The organism is Streptomyces sp. NPDC041200 (genome assembly GCF_055591805.1).
Window position 1 is genome coordinate 23,658 of sequence record NZ_JBVIZF010000030.1, and the last position, 17,627, is coordinate 41,284.

Below are 17,627 nucleotides of genomic sequence, written 5' to 3' on the forward strand. Positions count from 1 at the left end.
CTACCCGTGGCGCCCCTGGTCAATCGGACAGTTCTGAAGGGCCGCCAGGAAGTCCCCGAGAGCCGTCGAGACGGCTTCGGGGGCTTCCACCGGCAGCAGATGGCCGACGCCAGGGACCGTCGTGAGGGTCGCGTGCGGGATGTGCGGCAGGAGGTGGTCACGCAGGACGCCCGGCGGCTCCACGAGGGCGTTCTCCCCGGCCAGCACCGCTACCGGAACCTCGATGTCGTGTGCGGCGAAGGTGATGTCCCGCGCGATGCCGTGCGGGGGCCACTCCTGCCGAGCCTCGGCACTCGCGGCGAGGCTGTCGCGCACCGCCATGGTGCGGAACAGATCGCGGGTCTTCTCCCGGATCCGGGCGCGGTGGACATCGATGGTCTTGGCGCTGCTGCCGAGCCGCGCCGCGATCTGCTTGTTCGGCATACCGGCGACGGCCAGCTCCAGCACTTCCCGTTCCCGGGAGGTCAGGCTGTCCAGTTTCCCGCGCAGCTCGCGCTGGACCGCGTCCCGCTCGAAGCGCTCCCGCACGGTGCGCAGCGCGGCCTGTACGACGTCGAGCAGGTGCTGCGGGTCGTACGGCTTCTCCAGGAAGTCCACGGCGCCGTTCTGCATGGATGTCGCCGTGCGCGGAGACGAAGACCACGGGCAGCGGCGCGCCCGTCTCGTTCAGCAGCTGCTGGACGTCGAAACCGCTGAGTTCGGGCATGCGCACATCGAGGATCAGACAGGCGGGCCGGTCCCGGTCGTAGGAGCGCAGAAAGGTCCGGGCGTCCTGGAAAGCGCTCGGAGCGGATGCCGACCGGCTCCAGGAGCCAGGCGAGCGACTCGCTCAGTTCCTCGTCGTCGTCGATGTACCCGAGGGATGGCGGTGGGTTGCCGGTTGGCATGGTGCTCCCTCCCGACAGATGGCGGTCCGGAGGGACCGTAATCCCTTGGCAAGAGTCAAGGTGCTTGCTAGGGGTCCAGGTGTCGTATTCTCGCGGCGTGAGTGCGAGTGTGAGACGGGATGCGGGCGGCTCCGCACGCGGAGGGGCCGTCCCCGCGCTCGATCCCCTAGACCTGAAGGTGCTGCAGGCGCTGCAGCTCGACGGGCGCGCGCCGTTCAGCCGTATCGCCGATGTCCTCGGGGTCTCCGACCAGACGGTGGCGCGGCGGTACCGGCGGCTGCACAACACCGTCAACGTGCGGGTGCTCGGCATGACGGACGAGAACCGGCTCGGTCGGCAGACCTGGATCGTACGGCTGCACTGTGTGCCGGACGTGGCGGAGAACCTCGCGGACGCGCTCGCCAAACGCCCCGACACCCTCCATGTGACCCTGATCTCCGGTGGCACCGAGGTCGTCTGCGGCATGAAGCCCCGCAGCCGCAAGGAGCGGGACGAGCTGCTCTTCGGCCGACTGCAACGCACCCGGCAGATCGTCAGCGTGACCGCCCACTGCCTCCTGCACCCCTTCTTCGGCGGCTCGGCCAGCTGGCTCAACAAGGCCAACGCGCTCACTCCCGAGCAGGAGTCCGCTCTGCGGCCGCCCGCTCCGGAGCCGTTCGACGCCCCCGTCTCCCTGGACGCCGCCGACGAGGCACTTCTCGCACTGCTCCGCCGCGACGGCCGGGCCACCCTCACCGACCTGCAGAAGGTCACCGGCCAGTCGGAGTCGGTGGTCAAACGGAGGCTGGAAGCGCTGCGTACCACCGGCGTGCTGTACTTCGACGTGCAGTACGACCGCGAGTCGGTCGGGCAGGACGTCAGCGCCATGCTCTGGCTCACGGTGGCGCCGCGCGCGCTCGACGACGTCGGCCGCAGCCTCGCCGCGCACCCGGAAGTGAACTTCGCGTCCGCCGCCACCGGCCAGGCCAACATCGTCGTCGCCGCCGGATTCCGCAGCCCCAACGAGCTGTACACGTACCTGAGCAGGACGATCGGCGCCCTCGACGGCGTTCAGGCGGTCGAGTCGTCGCTCGTCCTGCGCCAGGTCAAGCAGCTCACGTACGAACCGGAGCGCTGACCGATCGGCCGGTGCGCCCAGCCCCCGGGCTCAGGCCCCGGGTTCAGCCCTCCGCATGGGCCAGCTCCACGTCGTACTCGAACCCCGGGCCGCCCACGGCCACCGGCGCCGCGACCGGTGGATAGCCGCTGGCGATCAGCGAGTACTCCCCCGCCTCCAGGTCGGTGAAGGCATAGACACCGTCCGGCCCGGTGGTCGCCGTGCCGATCACGTCGCCCGACGTGTCCACGAGCGTGACCCGCGCGTCGCTCAGCGGTTCGCGGTCGGCGCCCGCCCGTACCGTGCCCCGCAGCATGGCGCCCGCACGCAGTGACACGTTCAGACGGGCGAGCCGGGCGCCCGACACCCGCACCGGGAGTGCGGCGGGCCGGTGTCCGGCGGCGTTCACCACCACCGTGACGTCACCTTCGGGCAGCTCGCCGAACGCGAACTCACCGGCGGCGTCGGTCGTTTCAGCGGCCAGCGCTTCTCCCCGTACGTCCATCACCGCCACCGTCGCGCCCTCCACGGGCGTCTCGTCCACGGCCGTGACCACCGTGCCGACCAGCCCGCTGATCACGGACAGCAGGGCGTCGTAGGACAGCGGCTCCTCGCCCACCACCACGGTGGACGCCTGCGGCTGATGGCCCTCCGCCGCCGCGATCAGTACGTACGATCCCGCACCCGGCGCGTCCAGACGGTAGCGGCCACCGGAGCGCGCCACGGCCCGGCCCAGCTGCCGCCCGCCCAGGGAGATCAGCGTCAGCGTGGCCCCCTCGACCGCCTCCCCGGCCGTCCCGAGTATCCGGCCGTACAGAACGGATCCCGCACCGCTGTCAGGAGCGAATGCCGCCGAGCCGACCGCGCCCGGCCGACCGCGGGCATGGGCGCCGACCAGCACCGGCTCCCGCTCGCTCGCTCGCTCCTGCTCCCGCTGCCGCTCCCGCTCCCGCTCGAACCCGGCGGAAGGCTCGGCGTCCCGCGCCGCGCCCTGCCCCGCGGCGCTGGTGACAGGCGCCGTGCGCGGCGGAGTGCGCAGCAGTACGGCCCCGACGAGTGCGGCGAGGAGGGCCAGGCCCGCGGCCACCATCAGGCACAGATGGAGGCCGTCGAGGAACGCCTCGCCCAGCGCACCCATGGCCCGGCCGGTGTCCGCGCCCAGGTTCATCCGGGCCGCCGCTCCCAGACCATCGGCGTTCACGGCGTCGGTGATCCGGTCGACCACCGGTCCGGTGACCCCGGCGTCGCGCAGATGGCCGGGCAGGGTGTCGGTGCTCCTGGTGGTCAGCAGGGTGCCCAGCACGGCCGGTCCGAGCGCGCCGCCGACCTGCCGGAAGGCGTTGTTGCCCGCCGCCGCCATACCGGCCAGATGGTGCGGCACCGCCGCGACCGCGGTGGCGGTCATGGGGGTGATCACCATGCCGAGGCCGAGGCCGAGCAGGGCCAGCCGCCAGGCCAGCGGGCCAAAGCCGGTCCCGGCGTCGATCGCGGTCAAGGAGAGCAGCGCGCCCACGGTGGCCAGCAGCCCGGTGGTGATCATGACGCGCGGCGAGATCCAGTGCATCAGACGTCCCGCCAGCGCGCCCACGATCAGGCAGACCACGCAGACGACCAGCATCCGGTACCCCGCGTGCAGCGTGTCCAGGCGCTGTACCAGGCCGAAGTACAGGCTGAGGACGAAGAAGAAGCCGATCAGCCCCAGGAAGGTGATCATGGCGATCAGGGTCGTCGCGCTGAAGGCCGCGCTGCGGAAGAGCGACAGGTCCAGCATCGGGCTGGCGCTGCGCCGTTCGGCCAGCACGAAGGCGACAGCGCTGAGCGCGGCCAGCGACAGGGCCGCGAGCACCCGCCCCTCGGAGAACGAGGTGGCGCCGCCCTCGATGACGCCGTAGACCAGCGCGGTGACCGTCACCGCCGCGGTGATCTGACCGGGCCAGTCCAGCCTGCGCCCACCAGGAGCGCGGGAGTCGGTCACGAGCGGTGCCGCGACCAGGAGGGTGAGGACCGCCACCGGGATGGCGGGCAGATAGATCCAGCGCCAGGTGGTGTGGTCGAGGATCACACCGGCGAGCATGGGCCCGATGGCCAGCGCGGCCATCAAAGACGCCGCCCAGAGCCCGACGAACGTGGCGCGTTTACGCGGGTCGGGCACGGCATGACTGATCAGCGCCAGCGTCGAGGGCAGCAGCGCGGCCGCGCCCAGACCGGCACAAGCCTGCCCGGCCCACAGCACCTCGACCGAATCGGCCGACAGCGCGATGGCCCCTCCCGCAGCGGCCAGCACCAAGCCGGACAGATACACCTTCTTGCGGCCGTGCACGTCGCCGAAGACCCCGGCGGTGAGGATGAACGCGGCCATGGGGAGCTGAAACGCCGACTGCACCCAGGTCAGCTGGGTGGTCGACGCGTGCAAGGCGCTCTGGATGGCGGGCAGGCTCACCGAGACGGTGGTCACTGGCAGATAGGCGACGAACATCCCGAGGCACGCCATGACAAGCGTGGCCACCTGCCGTTCTCTCGGCTCGTTCATCATGGGTGTGGCGTTCACGGATCTACTCCCTTGGCGCACGGCAATACCGCACTCGGCTGGCACCGCCGTCAGCTTCCGGCCACCTCCTGCTTCAGATCCAGCCACAGCCGCCAGGACCGGGAAAACCGACATCCGGAGCGGGCTCAGGGAGGATTTCCGACGCGGGGCCGCACCGTCACCCGCGAGATCACCCGCGAGCTGTTCATCGGCGAGGCCCCGGATTCCCCGGACCCGGCTACCGGTCGGCGGGTGCCGGGACCAGGCCGTCGGCCACCAGCCCGGCGAGGACGGCCTCGCCCAGGGCCTGGACGGCGGACTGCGGCCGGACCATGACCGTGAACTCCTTGATCCGGCCGGTGTCGTCGAAGTGCAGCAGGTCGATGCCGTGGATCTGCTTACCGCCCACGGTGGCCCGGAAGAGCAGGACTGCCGAGTCGGAGACACCGCCGTCGGCGCTCGTCTCGGCGGTGCCGTCGTGGTGGCCGGTGTAGCGGAAGTCCTCGAAGGTGCGCAGCAGGACCCCGAAGAGGCCCAGCACCAGGGGCTTGCCCTCGAACGGGGTGAACTTCACGGGGCTGTAGAAGCGGATGTCGTCGGTGAACAGATCTTCCAGGGCGGCCAGGTCGCGGTTGTCGACGGCGGCGCGGAACCGTGCTGCGGCTGCGTTCATGTCTCTCACCTCGTACTCAGGAATACGGTTCGTCAGATCGACTAGTATGATGCGCCGTTGCCCCGAGCCCCGGCCGATGGACGCCATCCCAGCCCGCGGGACACGCGCTGGAGGCGGGCGACGCGACCGGCCGTCGCGGGCGAGTGCGGCCAGGCCGTGCAGGGCGCTCCAGATGACCTCGGCGACGAGGTCGAGCTGGCGGGGGCCCGCCGGGAGGGCGGCGGCCGGGCGAGTTCGGTGAAGCCGTCGAGGGCGACGGCCTGCACGATGGCGGCCTTGCCGTCGAAGTGGCTGTACAGGACGGGCTGGCTGTATTCCACGCGCTCGGCGCGCTCGCGGGCGCGGCGTTCTGAAGCTGTCATGCCGCCTGGGTTCACCCTCACGCCCATCGGCGACGGACTGGCGGTGCTACGCGCCGGCGGCCCACGCGGCGCGGCCTACGGGATCCACTTCGCTACCGCTGCGGTGATGCTGGCCGGATCGCTCGCCCTGCTGCTGGGGTAAGCGGCGGCTACCTCCCGGGGCGACGCCAGGGAAACCGCGTGAGGACCTGAGCCGCACCTGGCTGGGGCACCGCCGGGACCCCGCGCCGTCGCCCCCTGCCTGACGGTCCGGCCAACGGTCCCTCAGCCATGGGAGGTGGGCCCGCTGGGCATGACATCACCATGACGAGACGGGAAGGCGCCATCGGCGTCCTCATGCCACGCGATATTCCGGCGCGACACATCGTCGCCTTCGCGCAGCGCGCGGAGGCGTGCGGCTTCGACGAGTTGTGGGTGGTGGAAGACCTCGGGTATCGGGGAGGGCTGGTCCAGGCGGCGGCCGTGCTCGCCGCCACTGAACGGGTCCGCGTCGGTGTGGGGCTGCTGCCCGCGGGCGCGCGGAACGTGGCGTTCGCCGCGATGGAGATCGCGAGCCTCGCGCAGCTGCATCCCGGCCGCGTCGACATCTGCGTCGGCCATGGGATGCCGTCCTGGATGCGGAGCGTCGGGGCGTGGCCGAGGAGCCCGCTCACTCTGCTGGGCGAGTACATCACCGTGCTGAAGTCGCTGCTGGACGGCCAACTCGTTCATCACGAGGGGCAGTACGTGCGCGTCGACGGGGTGCGGCTGGACGAGAGTGCCACGCCAGCGGCGGTGCCGCCCGTTCTGGCCGGGGTGCGGGGGCCCAAGTCGCTGGCTGTTTCGGGTGGCGTGGCCGACGGAACCCTTCTCGCGGAACCGGTGACGCCCGCCTACGTACGGGAATCGCTCCAGCACATCGCCGCCACCCGCCCGCACCGTCTGGTGGCGTACAACATCGCGGCGGTCGATGACGATCCCTCCGTGGCGCTGGCGGCTGTCCGGCCCGCCCTCGGAGTGGTCGGGGAGCCGGACTGGCGGGCCCATGTCGCTCCGCTGCCCTTCCACGGCGATCTCGCCGCCCTGCGCTCGCGCTGCGACAGCCCGGAGGAGTTCGCCCGCGCCATGCCGGACGACTGGGTACGGCAGCTGGCCGTGGCGGGCACGCCGGAGCGGGCGCGGGCCACGCTGGCGGGCTTGTTCGACGCCGGTGTGACCAGTGCCGTCCTCACACCCGTGGGCAGCGATTACCTGGCGTCGCTGGACTCGCTGGCCCGGGTGCTATGAGCACGGTCGGCTGCCGGGGTGTGCTCGCGGTGTGGCCAGGCCGCTCTGGTAGGCGATGACGACGAGCTGGGCGCGGTCGCGGGCGCCCACTTTGGTCATGGCCCGCTGGATGTGGCTGCGTACGGTGAGCGGGCTCAGGACGAGCCGGTCGGCGATCTCGGCGTTGGACTTGCCGTATGCGGCCAGGGCCGTGACCTCACGTTCGCGGTCGGTCAGGGCCTTGACGGCGTCGGGGAGGGCGAGGAAGCCGTCCGTGTCCGGGGTGGCCAGGAAGCGGGTGATGAGGGCCCGGGTGGCGGTGGGTGAGAGGAGGGAGTCCCCGGCCGCCACGGTGCGGATGCCCGACATCAGGTCGTCGGGGCGCACGCCCTTGCCGAGGAAACCGCCCGCGCCCGCGCGCAGGGCCTTGGCCACGTTCTCGTCGTTCTCGAACGTGGTGAGGATGAGGATGTGCGTTCCCGACAGCTCCGGCCGGGAGCAGATGGCCGCGGTGGCCGCCACGCCGTCGAGGTTCGGCATGCGGATGTCCATGATGACCACGTCGGGCCGGTGCGCGGCGGGGAGGTCGACGGCTTCCTGTCCGTCGGCGGCCTCCGCGACGACGGTCATGTCCTCGACCGAGTCGATGAGGATGCGGAAGGTGGCCCGGAGCAGGGCCTGGTCGTCGGCGAGCAGGACGCGGATCGTCATGTGGCAAGACTCTCGTCGTGGCTGTGGAGCGGAAGGCCGCAGGCGACCTCGAAGCCGCCCCGCGGCCGGTGGCCAGCGTGGAAGGTGCCGCCCGCGGCGGTGGCGCGTTCGCGCATGCTGAGCAGGCCGAAGCCGCCTCCCGAGGCAGAGGTGACCAGGGGGCGGCCGGATCCGGTGCCGTTGGTGATGGTCAGGTTCAGGGAGCGGGGAGCGTAGCGGAGCCGGACCTCGGCGGTGCGGGTCGCGGCGTGTTTGGTGACGTTGGTGAGTGCTTCCTGGACGATCCGGTACGCCGTCAGATCGAGCACCGGCGAGAGCGGACGCCGCTGTCCCTCGACGGTGACGATCACCTCAAGGCCGGCCGTCGCACAGGTGTCGACCAGCTCGGCCAGTTGCTCCAGCCCCGGTGCGGGAGCGAGGTCGGCGGTGTCATCGTCCTGGTACAACAGCCCTACGGTGGCCTTGAGTTCGCGCAGCGCGGCAGCGGTGGTGTCCGGCAGCTTGGCGATGATCCCGAGGGCCTGGTCCGGGTGCGTCCGCGCGAGGTGTGCGGCCGTGCCCGCCTGCGCGTCGGCCAGGGTCAGGTGGTGAGCGACCACGTCGTGCAACTCCCGTGCGATGCGCATGCGTTCCTGGATCACCCGGCGGCGTGCCTCTTCCTCACGCTGCCGGTCGGCGTGTTCGGCGCGGGCCGCCGCGTACTCACGGCGCACCCGGACGTAGGCGCCCAGGGCCGCCGACAGGAGCACCCAGGCCGCCGGGTTGACGATCACGATGATCGGTGAGTCGAGGAACGAGGGGACGAACATCCCGGTGAGGACCATGCCCGCCGCGGCCGCCAGCGCGCTGTTCCAGGTGGTGCGGCGCACGGTCCGCACACTCGTGGAGTACTGCGCGACCAGGAGCGGACCCATCAGCCCGGGAGTCACGAGGTAGCCGAGGGACCCCAGCGCCATGGTGCACACGGTGGCCGCGGCGAGGACGTACAGGGGCCGTCGCCCGCGCCACGGCAGTGCGGCGCAGGCGACGGCGGCCAGGGCGATACCGGGCCACAGGGCCGGTGTCCCGGGCATGAACGACCGGGTGAGGAGCACGGAGGCGACGGTGCACGCGAACAGCAGGGCCACCGCCGTGGCCTCGACGGCTGTGGGATGGGCCGCCGCCCGGCGCTGCCAGCTGTTGTTCATCACCCTCCAAGAAAACACTCCGCCCACGGCCCGTGTCAGGTGCGGGCAGGTTCCTGGCGCACCGGCTCACCGGACGCCGGTGTGGTTCCGTACGCGGAAGACGCGGATGACGCAGAAGAGGCGGACGTCGCCAGCCCGGCGCCCTCGACGTCGACGCGGGGCAGCAGCCGGTCGAGCCAGCGCGGCATCCACCATGCCTTGTCCCCGAGCAGGGCGAGTACGGCGGGCACGAGCGCCATGCGGACGACGAAGGCGTCGAACAGCACCGCGACGGCGAGGCCGAACCCTATGGTCTTGATCATCGATTCGTCGGCGCCGACGAATCCGGAGAACACCGCGATCATGATCACCGCCGCGGCCGCGACCACCCGGGCGCTGTGCCGGAAACCCGTGACGACCGCCTGGACGGGCCGGTCCCCGTGCACGTACGCCTCCCGCATACGCGAGACCAGGAAGACCTCGTAGTCCATCGCCAGGCCGAACACGATGCCCACCAGGAAGATCGGCATCAGGCTCATGATCGGACCGGCCTGCTCCACCCCCAGCAGCTCCGCGCCCCAGCCCCACTGGAAGACCGCCACGACCGCGCCGATGGCGGCCAGCACCGACAGCAGGAACCCGAGTGCGGCCTTGACGGGCACGAGGACGGAGCGGAAGACCACCAGCAGCAGGACCAGGGCCAGGGCGATGATGACGGCCAGGTAGGGCACGAGCGCGTCCTGCAGGGCCTGAGCGACATCGATGTCCATCGCGGTGCTGCCGGACACCTCGAACGTCGCCCCGGTCTCCCGCTCCAGGCCCGGGCGTTCCGAGCGGATGGCCGTGACGAGGCTCTTGGTGTCCTCGTCGTTCGGGCCCGTGGCCGGGACCGCCGAGAAGAGGGCGGCGTCACCGGCCTGGTTGAACCGCGCGGGAGAGACGGACACGACCCCGGGGGTCGCGCCGATCTGCTCGGCGATCGCACGCGCCGCCGCCTTGGGCTCGTCCGCGCCCTTGACGTCCGCCACGACCGTCAGCGGCCCGTTGAAGCCCGCGCCGAAGCCGTCCGCGAGCGCGTCGTAGGCGCGCCGCTCCGTCGACGAGACGGGCTTGGACTCGGCCCCCGGCATGCCCATCTCCAGCTGCGCGGCGGGCAGCGCCAGGACGCCCAGGCCCGCGACGCACGCCACCAGCACCGTCACCGGGCGGCGCAGCACGAACCGCGCCCACCGGGAACCGCCGTTGTCGGCCGCCTGTGGTGCGGGGCCGCCCTTGCGCGTACGGCGCGACAGGACGGCGTCGGGCCACATGCCGAGCAGCGCGGGGACCAGGGTGAGGGCGATCAGTACGGCCACGATCACGGCACCGGCGGCGCACAGTCCCATCTTGGCCAGCATCGGAACGCCGATCACCGTCAGTCCGGCCAGCGCGATGACGACCGTCAGACCGGCGAACACCACGGCGGAGCCCGCCGTGCCGACGGCGAGACCGGCCGCCTCGCGCGGGTCGTGCCCGTTGGCACGCTCCTCGCGGTACCGGGACACCACGAAGAGGGCGTAGTCGATGCCGACCGCGAGACCGAGCATCGTGGCGAGCGTCCCCGTGGTCAGGGAGAGTCCGAAGGTGCTGCCCAGGGCCATGATGGCGGCCATGCTGATCCCGATGCCGACGACGGCGGTGAGGAGCGGGAGGCCCGCGGCCGCGAGCGACCCGAAGGTGATCAGCAGGACGACCGCGGCCAGGGCCATGCCGATGGCCTCGGAGGAACCGCCCGCCGCGGGCTGCGTGGCGAGGGCGGTGCCGCCGACCTCGACCGTGAGACCGGAGTCCCCGGCCCCGTCGATGGCCTTCCGCAGCGCGGCCTTGTCGGCATCGGTGAGATCCGCGGACTTCACCTGGTAGTTCACCGTGGCATAGGCGGTGGAGCGGTCCTTGCTCACCGCGCCCGCCGTGAACGGGCTGACGGCGCCGGTGACCTTCGGCTCGTCCGCGGCCTTCGCCACGAACGTGTCGACGGCGGCGCGGTGGTCGGCCGCCGTCACCTTCTCCCCGTCAGGTGCGACGAACACGATCCGGGCGCTGGCGCCGTTGGCGGCCGGGCCCGGGAAACGCTCTCCGATCAGGTCGAAGGCCTTCTGTGCCTCGATGCCCGGCATGAAGGACGTGCCGTCGTCGGAGGCGGCGGGGGCCTTGGCGGCGCCGACACCGACACTGCCGAGGATCACCGCCCACAACAGCGTCATCAACAGGCGCCGCCGGAAGGCGATCCGGCCCAACCGATAGAGGAACGTAGCCACGAGAAACGGGTCTCCAGGTCTGGATGCGAGTGGAGCACCAGCCTGGCCGGGCGGGGCCGCCGTGACATCGTGCGCGTGCTGGCACTCTCCGTTGGTGGCACCGCACGAGCCGACGCGCCGCCGTCCTCCTCAAGGAGGAGCACGAAATGCCGCGTACGGATGACAGAAGATCACCGCAACCGGGCCCCGGGCGTGCGGGGTTGGCGTGGAACGGCACAGGCGGTTGGCCGATGAACTCCGGCCGCGCGCGGACCCGAGGGTAGGGTGCCCGGCGAACGGCAGCTCGCCGCCCGGGGTGAAGATCCGCAGCCGGTAGCCCACGTCGACCTGGGCGGATGGGCGTGAACGCGGCATGGCGATCAAGGGCCTTCCGCACGGTGGACCGGCCACCGCTGCATGTGCCCCCAATCGCCCCGCTTACCCTGATCTGGCCGATTCTCTTCGGCGACAGATTCGATTGAGCGTGGGACAGGAGCACACAATGGCCACCCCCTCCGATGTGGCGGCCCCCGAGCAGGACGGTGCGGGCGGTCACCGCCGGCCTTCGGGCCGCTTGCGGTCCTGGATGCTGGAGGGCCTGTCCGACATGGCCAAGCGGCAGCCGGGGCCGCACGCCCAGCCCTCCGAGGGGCACCGGGGGCAGCGCTGGTGGCGGGTGATGTGCCTGACCGGCGTGGACTACTTCTCCACGCTCGGCTACCAGCCCGGTATCGCCGCCCTCGCCGCCGGGCTGCTCTCCCCCATCGCCACCGTCGTCCTGGTGGCCGTGACCCTGCTCGGGGCGCTGCCGGTGTACCGGCGGGTGGCCAAGGAGAGCCCGCACGGTGAGGGGTCGATCGCGATGCTGGAGCGGCTGCTGTCGTTCTGGCAGGGCAAGCTCTTCGTGCTGACCCTGCTGGGCTTCGCCGCGACGGACTTCCTGATCACGATCACCCTCTCGGCGGCCGACGCCTCCACCCACCTCGTGGAGAACCCGCACTTCACCAGCGTCCTGCACGGCCATGAGGTCGTCATCACCATGGGTCTGGTCGCCCTGCTCGGTGCCGTCTTCCTCAAGGGGTTCACCGAGGCCATCGGCGTGGCGGTGGCCCTGGTGGGGGTGTATCTGGCGCTCAACGCGGTCGTGGTGGTCGTCGGGCTGTGGCATGTGGCCACCGCCTCCCACGTGGTCACCGACTGGTCGCAGGCGCTGACCGCCCAGCACAGCAACCCCCTGATCATGGTCGGTCTGGCGCTGGTGGTCTTCCCCAAGCTCGCCCTCGGCCTGTCCGGCTTCGAGACCGGTGTGGCGGTCATGCCGCACGTCCAGGGCGACCCCGGCGACACCGAGGAGCGGCCCACCGGCCGGATCCGGGACACCCGCAAGCTGCTCACCACCGCCGCGGTGATCATGAGCGGCTTCCTGATCTGCACCAGCTTCATCACCACCCTGCTCATACCGCAGGACGCGTTCAAGCCGGGCGGCCCGGCCAATGGACGCGCCCTGGCCTATCTCGCCCACGACTACCTGGGCTCGGCGTTCGGCACCCTCTACGACGCCGCCACCATCGGCATCCTGTGGTTCGCGGGCGCCTCCGCGATGGCCGGGCTGCTCAACCTCATGCCGCGCTATCTGCCCCGTTACGGCATGGCACCGCACTGGGCCCGCGCGGTCCGCCCGATGGTGCTGATCTTCACCCTGATCGGGTTCCTGGTGACCTGGATCTTCGACGCCGACGTGGACGCCCAGGGCGGCGCCTACGCCACCGGGGTGCTGGTCCTGATGACCTCAGCCGCCGTCGCCGTCACCATCGCCGCCCGCCGCGCCCGGCAGCGGGGCTGGACCATCGCCTTCGGGGCCATCTCCGTGGTCTTCGTCTACACCACGGCGGTCAACGTCGTGGAACGCCCCGACGGCGTCAAGATCGGCGCGTGTTTCATCGCGGGCATCATCGCGGTGTCCCTGCTGTCCCGGCTCGCCCGCGCCTTCGAGCTGCGGGTCACCGACATGGAGCTGGACGCCATGGCCGAGCGCTTCGTCCGGGACACCGCCACCCGCCGGATACGGTTCATCGCCAACGAGCCCGACAACCGCGACGCGGGCGAGTACCGCGACAAGACCCAGCAGATCCGGGCCGACAACGACATCCCGGCGGAAGAGGACCTCATCTTCGTCGAGGTCACCGTCCGCGACCCCTCCGACTTCGAATCCGCGGTACGGGTACGGGGCGAGGTGCTGCACGGCCGCTACCGCGTCCTGACCCTCGACGGCTCCAGCATCCCCAACTCGCTGGCCGCCCTGCTGCTGCACGTACGGGACGAGACCGGTTGCAGGCCGCACATCTACTTCGAGTGGACCGAGGGCAGCCCCTTCGCCCAGTTCCTGCGGTTCTTCCTGTTCGGCCAGGGCGAGGTCGCCCCCGTCACCCGCGAAGTCCTCCGCGAGGCCGAACCCGACCGGGCGCGCCGGCCTCACGTCCACGTCGGCTGAGTTCGGCTGAGCGCCGCAAACGCGCACCGGGCGCCGCCGGGGTCCTTGAGACCCGCGACGGCGCCCGGTGTGGTGGTCAGGAGCAGGGCTTGTAGAACTGCTTCCAGCCGTCGGTGGGCATGGCCGGGGGCTCGGCCCAGGACCCGGCCTCGCCGTACTTCTGGAACGCCTCGTAGTCGAAGTCCGCGAGGCCGCCGCCCGGCTTCGACAGCCGTACGTCGCGGTCCATCTGCCCGTCCCCGCCGTTGTTGCGGATCGCGAGGTCCGGGTAGCCGTCGTCGTTGTACTGGGCGATGGTGAGCTGCCTGGCCTCGCCGTGGTCCCCGATGTCGGAGTGCGTGGCTTCGGCGGACCCCAGGTCCGTCCGGTCCAGCGGGCCGGGACGGTATTCCGCGACGCGGGCCGTGTTGGGGTCGTCGCCGTCGGCCGGCTCGACGATGTTGACGACCATGTCCAGCGTGCCGTCGTTTTGGAAGTCGGCGACCGCGGCGGTCGCGGTCTCGCCCTTCTTGGCGCCGAGGAGGTCCTTGACGGGGAGCTTCTTGCCGAACGAGCCGTTCTTGGCGCCCCACTGGACCGTCATCTCGGTGCCGGTGTGCCCGGGGTTGGTGATCTTGTCCGGGTAGGTGTCGCCGTCGAGGTCACCGAGCAGCGTGGTCGCGTCGGCCAGGCACGGGGCCGACGCGTCGGTGGCGCTGCCGGACCGGTGTGCGCTGCCTGAGGCCGACGACTCGGCCGCCCCGGCCTGGTAACCGGCGACGGTCAGGGTCAGGGCGACGGCCGTGAGCGGCACGGCGATCAAACGTGAGCGCTTCCGAAGCATTGATGAACACCTTTCAGTTGCTGACGCCCCGTGAGATGAGCGCGCGTTGACGGAAGTTCACCCACGACCTCCGCGTTACCTGAATGTGTCATTCCATCGGTGACCCCGCAGGAGCCAGCGCTCTCTTGCGGTTACTGGGAAACCGTAGGAGAGTGAACAGCCGACCTGAAAGAACGCACTCTTCGGCGACTGAGGAACCTGATGGCGACCAAACAGCAGCTGAGCGGCCTGCCCGAGGACGCGGACCTGAGGCGCGCGGACTCCCTGGCGCGGGAGATCTTCTCGGACGTGGCCAACAAGTGGGCGCTCCTGATCATCGAGGCGATCGGCGAGCGCACCCTGCGCTTCAGCGAGCTGCGGAACGAGGTCGAGGGCGTCAGCCACAAGATGCTCACCCAGAACCTGCGCATGCTGGAGCGCAACGGCCTGGTCGACCGGAAGGTGTACCCCACCGTGCCGCCACGGGTCGAGTACACCCTCACCGAGCCGGGCCGGGCCCTGCGCACCACGGTCGACGCCATGTGCGGCTGGACCCACCAGTACCTCGGCCACATCGAGGACGCGCGCCACCGCTTCGGCGCCTGACCCTTTTGGTGGCCCACCTCACCCTCCGGATGGTGGACGGCCCTCTTCCCTCCGTCGCCGCACCCCCTAGGCTGGCCGGTGCAGCTGGTTCGCCCCGTCCGCCAGGCGGGACGCGTCGCAAGAGGGAACCCGGTGGGAATCCGGGACTGCCCCGCAGCGGTGAGCGGGAACGACCGCCGTCATGTGCACTGGGCCCGGCGAAACCGGGCCTGGGAAGCGACGGCCAGTAGGTGTCCTCCCCCGGAGGACGTGCCCGCGAGTCCGAAGACCTGCCAGTGGCCCGCGTACGAACCACTCGTGCGCGGCATCTCGGTGACCTCGAGGGCGGGTCGGCGTACCTACCAGGCGGATGACCGCGCTGTGCCGCGCGGGTCCGGTTCCGCCGGGTTCCGTCACCCTTCGCGCTCTCGTCCCGTCACCGGGATCTCAGGGATTCATCTCGCGAAGGAGATCTCCGTGACCAGCAAGACCGCGGCCGCGGCAGCACGGGCCACCGTGTACGGCTACCCCCGCCAGGGCCAGAACCGGGAACTGAAGAAGGCGATCGAGGGCTACTGGCAGGGCCGCGTCACCGCCGACGCCCTCCACGCCACCGCCGCCGAACTGCGCGCCACCACCTGGCGGCAGCTCTCCGCGGCGGGCGTCCACGAGGTGCCCACCGGCGACTTCTCGCACTACGACCACGTCCTGGACACCACCGTCATGGTCGGCGCGATCCCCGCCCGGCACCGCGCCGCCGTCGAGGCGGACGCCCTGGACGGCTACTTCGCCATGGCGCGCGGCACCCAGGACGTGGCGCCGCTGGAGATGACGAAGTGGTTCGACACCAACTACCACTACCTGGTGCCCGAGCTGGGCCCGGACACGGTGTTCGCGGCCGACTCCACCCAGCGCGTGGCGGAGCTGAAGGAGGCCCTGGCCCTGGGCCTGACCGCCCGGCCCGTCCTCGTCGGCCCGGTCACCTACCTGCTGCTCGCCAAGCCCGCCCCCGGGGTGGCCGCGGACTTCGACCCGCTCACCCTTCTCGACCGGCTGCTGCCGGTGTACGCCGAGGTGCTGGCCGACCTGCGCGCGACGGGCGCCGAGTGGGTGCAGCTGGACGAGCCCGCCCTCGTGCAGGACCGTACCCCGGCCGAGCTGAACGCCGCTGAGCGCGCGTACCGCGACCTCGGCGCCCTCGCCGACCGGCCGAAGCTGCTCGTGGCCTCCTACTTCGACCGGCTCGGCGACGCCCTGCCGGTGCTGGCCAAGGCCCCGGTCGACGGGCTCGCGCTGGACTTCACCGGGGCGGCGGCCGCCAACCTGGACGCGCTGGCCGCCGTCGGCGGACTGCCCGGCAAGCGCCTGGTGGCGGGCGTGGTCAACGGCCGCAACGTCTGGGTCAACGACCTGGAGAAGTCCCTGTCCACGCTGGGCACCCTGCTGGGGCTCGCCGACCGGGTCGACGTGGCCGCCTCCTGCTCCCTCCTCCATGTGCCGCTCGACGTGGCGGCCGAGCGGGACATCGAGCCGCAGATCCTGCGCTGGCTGGCCTTCGCCCGCCAGAAGACCGCCGAGATCGTCGCCCTCGCGAAGGGCCTCGCCCACGGCACCGACGCCATCGCCGGTGAACTCGCCACCAACCGCGCCGCCCTGGCCTCCCGCGCCGACTCGGCGATCACCCACGATCCGGCGGTACGGGCCCGCGCCGCCGCGGTCACGGAGGCCGACACCCACCGCTCCCAGCCGTACGGCGAGCGCGCCACGGCCCAGCGCGCCCACCTCCGCCTGCCGCTGCTGCCGACGACCACCATCGGCTCCTTCCCGCAGACCGGCGAGGTGCGTGCCGCCCGCGCCGACCTGCGGGCCGGGCGGATCGACACGGCCGGGTACGAGGAGCGGATCAAGGCCGAGATCCAGGAGGTGGTCAGCTTCCAGGAGAAGGCCGGACTGGATGTCCTGGTGCACGGCGAGGCCGAGCGCAACGACATGGTCCAGTACTTCGCCGAACAGCTCACCGGCTACCTGGCCACCCAGCACGGCTGGGTGCAGTCCTACGGCACCCGCTACGTCCGCCCGCCGGTGCTGGCCGGGGACATCTCCCGGCCCGAGCCGATGACGGTGCGCTGGACGACATACGCCCAGTCCCTCACCGACCGCCCGGTCAAGGGCATGCTCACCGGCCCCGTCACCATGCTCGCCTGGTCCTTCGTCCGCGACGACCAGCCGCTCGCCGACACCGCGCGCCAGGTCGCCCTGGCCCTGCGGGACGAGGTGGGCGACTTGGAGACGGCCGGAAGCTCGGTGATCCAGGTCGACGAGCCCGCGCTGCGCGAGACCCTTCCGCTGCGCGCCGCCGACCGCGCGGCGTATCTGGCGTGGGCCACCGAGGCCTTCCGGCTCAGCACGACCGGTGTGCGCCCGACCACGCAGATCCACACCCACATGTGCTACGCCGAGTTCGGGGACATCGTCCAGGCCATCGACGACCTCGACGCCGATGTCATCAGTCTGGAGGCGGCCCGCTCCCATATGCGGGTGGCGCGCGAACTGGCCGCCCACGGCTACCCGCGCGAGGCGGGTCCTGGCGTCTACGACATCCACTCCCCGCGTGTGCCGAGCACGGAGGAGGCGTCCGAACTGCTGCGCGCCGGGCTTGAGGCCATTCCCGCCGAGCGGCTGTGGGTCAATCCCGACTGCGGCCTGAAGACCCGCGGCTGGCCCGAGACCCGCGCCTCGCTGGAGAACCTGGTCGCCGCGGCCCGCACGGTCCGCGGTGAGCTGTCGGGGTCCTGACCCCGGACAC

General features: G+C 71.5%; 14 protein-coding genes, 2 pseudogenes and 1 riboswitch. Of the genes and pseudogenes, 6 read left to right on the forward strand and 10 right to left on the reverse strand.

The features are described 5' to 3' along the window. Both ACZ6CL_RS35000 and ACZ6CL_RS35005 read right to left on the reverse strand, forming a co-directional pair. Positions 1-612: a LuxR C-terminal-related transcriptional regulator gene (locus ACZ6CL_RS35000; RefSeq protein ID WP_468943481.1), complete on the reverse strand. Its 612-nt coding sequence runs from the start codon at positions 610-612 to the stop codon at positions 1-3. A gap of 58 nt (positions 613-670) precedes the next feature. After that, positions 671-757 (reverse strand): annotated as a pseudogene (locus ACZ6CL_RS35005) (DNA-binding response regulator); the annotation flags it as partial. 227 nt (positions 758-984) lie between these two features. On the opposite strand from ACZ6CL_RS35005, the gene ACZ6CL_RS35010 reads away from it, so the two are divergent. Further along, positions 985-2,004: an Lrp/AsnC family transcriptional regulator gene (locus ACZ6CL_RS35010; protein WP_468943484.1), complete on the forward strand. Its 1,020-nt coding sequence runs from the start codon at positions 985-987 to the stop codon at positions 2,002-2,004. 43 nt (positions 2,005-2,047) lie between these two features. Here the strand turns inward: ACZ6CL_RS35010 and ACZ6CL_RS35015 are convergent, their stop codons facing one another. The 3 genes and pseudogenes from ACZ6CL_RS35015 to ACZ6CL_RS35025 form a co-directional block, all read right to left on the reverse strand. After that, a complete protein-coding gene (locus ACZ6CL_RS35015; protein WP_468943487.1) occupies positions 2,048-4,531 on the reverse strand; it encodes an MFS transporter in 2,484 nt (827 codons plus the stop codon). 217 nt (positions 4,532-4,748) lie between these two features. Next, entirely contained in the window at positions 4,749-5,183 is a 435-nt protein-coding gene (locus ACZ6CL_RS35020) for a nuclear transport factor 2 family protein (protein WP_468943490.1), read from the reverse strand. 176 nt (positions 5,184-5,359) lie between these two features. Beyond that, a pseudogene (locus ACZ6CL_RS35025) lies at positions 5,360-5,572 on the reverse strand (hypothetical protein); the annotation flags it as partial. Between ACZ6CL_RS35025 and ACZ6CL_RS35030 the strand changes: the two are divergent. Both ACZ6CL_RS35030 and ACZ6CL_RS35035 read left to right on the forward strand, forming a co-directional pair. Then, positions 5,544-5,687, forward strand: a complete 144-nt coding sequence (locus ACZ6CL_RS35030) for a hypothetical protein (RefSeq protein ID WP_468943610.1) — start codon at positions 5,544-5,546, stop codon at positions 5,685-5,687. The pseudogene ACZ6CL_RS35025 and the gene ACZ6CL_RS35030 sit on opposite strands and share 29 nt — an antisense overlap. Before the next feature lie 161 nt (positions 5,688-5,848). Then, positions 5,849-6,811 carry an LLM class flavin-dependent oxidoreductase gene (locus ACZ6CL_RS35035; protein ID WP_468943493.1) on the forward strand — a complete coding sequence of 321 codons (963 nt, stop codon included), beginning with the start codon at positions 5,849-5,851 and terminating at the stop codon, positions 6,809-6,811. Here the strand turns inward: ACZ6CL_RS35035 and ACZ6CL_RS35040 are convergent. The 4 genes from ACZ6CL_RS35040 to ACZ6CL_RS35055 form a co-directional block, all read right to left on the reverse strand. Continuing rightward, positions 6,806-7,501: a response regulator transcription factor gene (locus tag ACZ6CL_RS35040; RefSeq protein WP_468943496.1), complete on the reverse strand. Its 696-nt coding sequence runs from the start codon at positions 7,499-7,501 to the stop codon at positions 6,806-6,808. The two genes, ACZ6CL_RS35035 and ACZ6CL_RS35040, sit on opposite strands and share 6 nt — an antisense overlap. Next, positions 7,498-8,688 (reverse strand): sensor histidine kinase, encoded by a 1,191-nt coding sequence (locus ACZ6CL_RS35045; protein ID WP_468943499.1) that lies wholly within the window; start codon positions 8,686-8,688, stop codon positions 7,498-7,500. The genes ACZ6CL_RS35040 and ACZ6CL_RS35045 overlap by 4 nt, the downstream gene beginning before the upstream one ends. Positions 8,689-8,723: 35 nt before the next feature. Then, a complete protein-coding gene (locus ACZ6CL_RS35050; RefSeq protein WP_468943502.1) occupies positions 8,724-10,964 on the reverse strand; it encodes an MMPL family transporter in 2,241 nt (746 codons plus the stop codon). Between the two features lie 129 nt (positions 10,965-11,093). Further along, on the reverse strand, positions 11,094-11,318 hold the full coding sequence (locus ACZ6CL_RS35055) for a PhzF family phenazine biosynthesis protein (RefSeq protein WP_468943604.1): 225 nt from the start codon (positions 11,316-11,318) through the stop codon (positions 11,094-11,096). A 127-nt stretch (positions 11,319-11,445) separates the two neighbouring features. Here ACZ6CL_RS35055 and ACZ6CL_RS35060 point away from each other — a divergent pair, with 127 nt between their 5' ends. Beyond that, positions 11,446-13,434 carry an APC family permease gene (locus ACZ6CL_RS35060; protein WP_468943503.1) on the forward strand — a complete coding sequence of 663 codons (1,989 nt, stop codon included), beginning with the start codon at positions 11,446-11,448 and terminating at the stop codon, positions 13,432-13,434. Between the two features lie 76 nt (positions 13,435-13,510). Here ACZ6CL_RS35060 and ACZ6CL_RS35065 read toward each other — a convergent pair whose 3' ends face one another. Then, entirely contained in the window at positions 13,511-14,227 is a 717-nt protein-coding gene (locus ACZ6CL_RS35065; RefSeq protein ID WP_468943506.1) for an FG-GAP-like repeat-containing protein, read from the reverse strand. Positions 14,228-14,458: 231 nt separating this feature from the next. On the opposite strand from ACZ6CL_RS35065, the gene ACZ6CL_RS35070 reads away from it, so the two are divergent. Together ACZ6CL_RS35070 and metE are read left to right on the forward strand one after the other, a co-directional pair. Continuing rightward, positions 14,459-14,842: a winged helix-turn-helix transcriptional regulator gene (locus tag ACZ6CL_RS35070; protein WP_468943509.1), complete on the forward strand. Its 384-nt coding sequence runs from the start codon at positions 14,459-14,461 to the stop codon at positions 14,840-14,842. Between the two features lie 67 nt (positions 14,843-14,909). Next, positions 14,910-15,133, forward strand: a riboswitch (cobalamin riboswitch). 165 nt (positions 15,134-15,298) lie between these two features. Then, entirely contained in the window at positions 15,299-17,617 is a 2,319-nt protein-coding gene (metE, locus tag ACZ6CL_RS35075) for a 5-methyltetrahydropteroyltriglutamate--homocysteine S-methyltransferase (protein ID WP_468943511.1), read from the forward strand. The last annotated feature ends 10 nt before the right edge of the window (positions 17,618-17,627 follow it).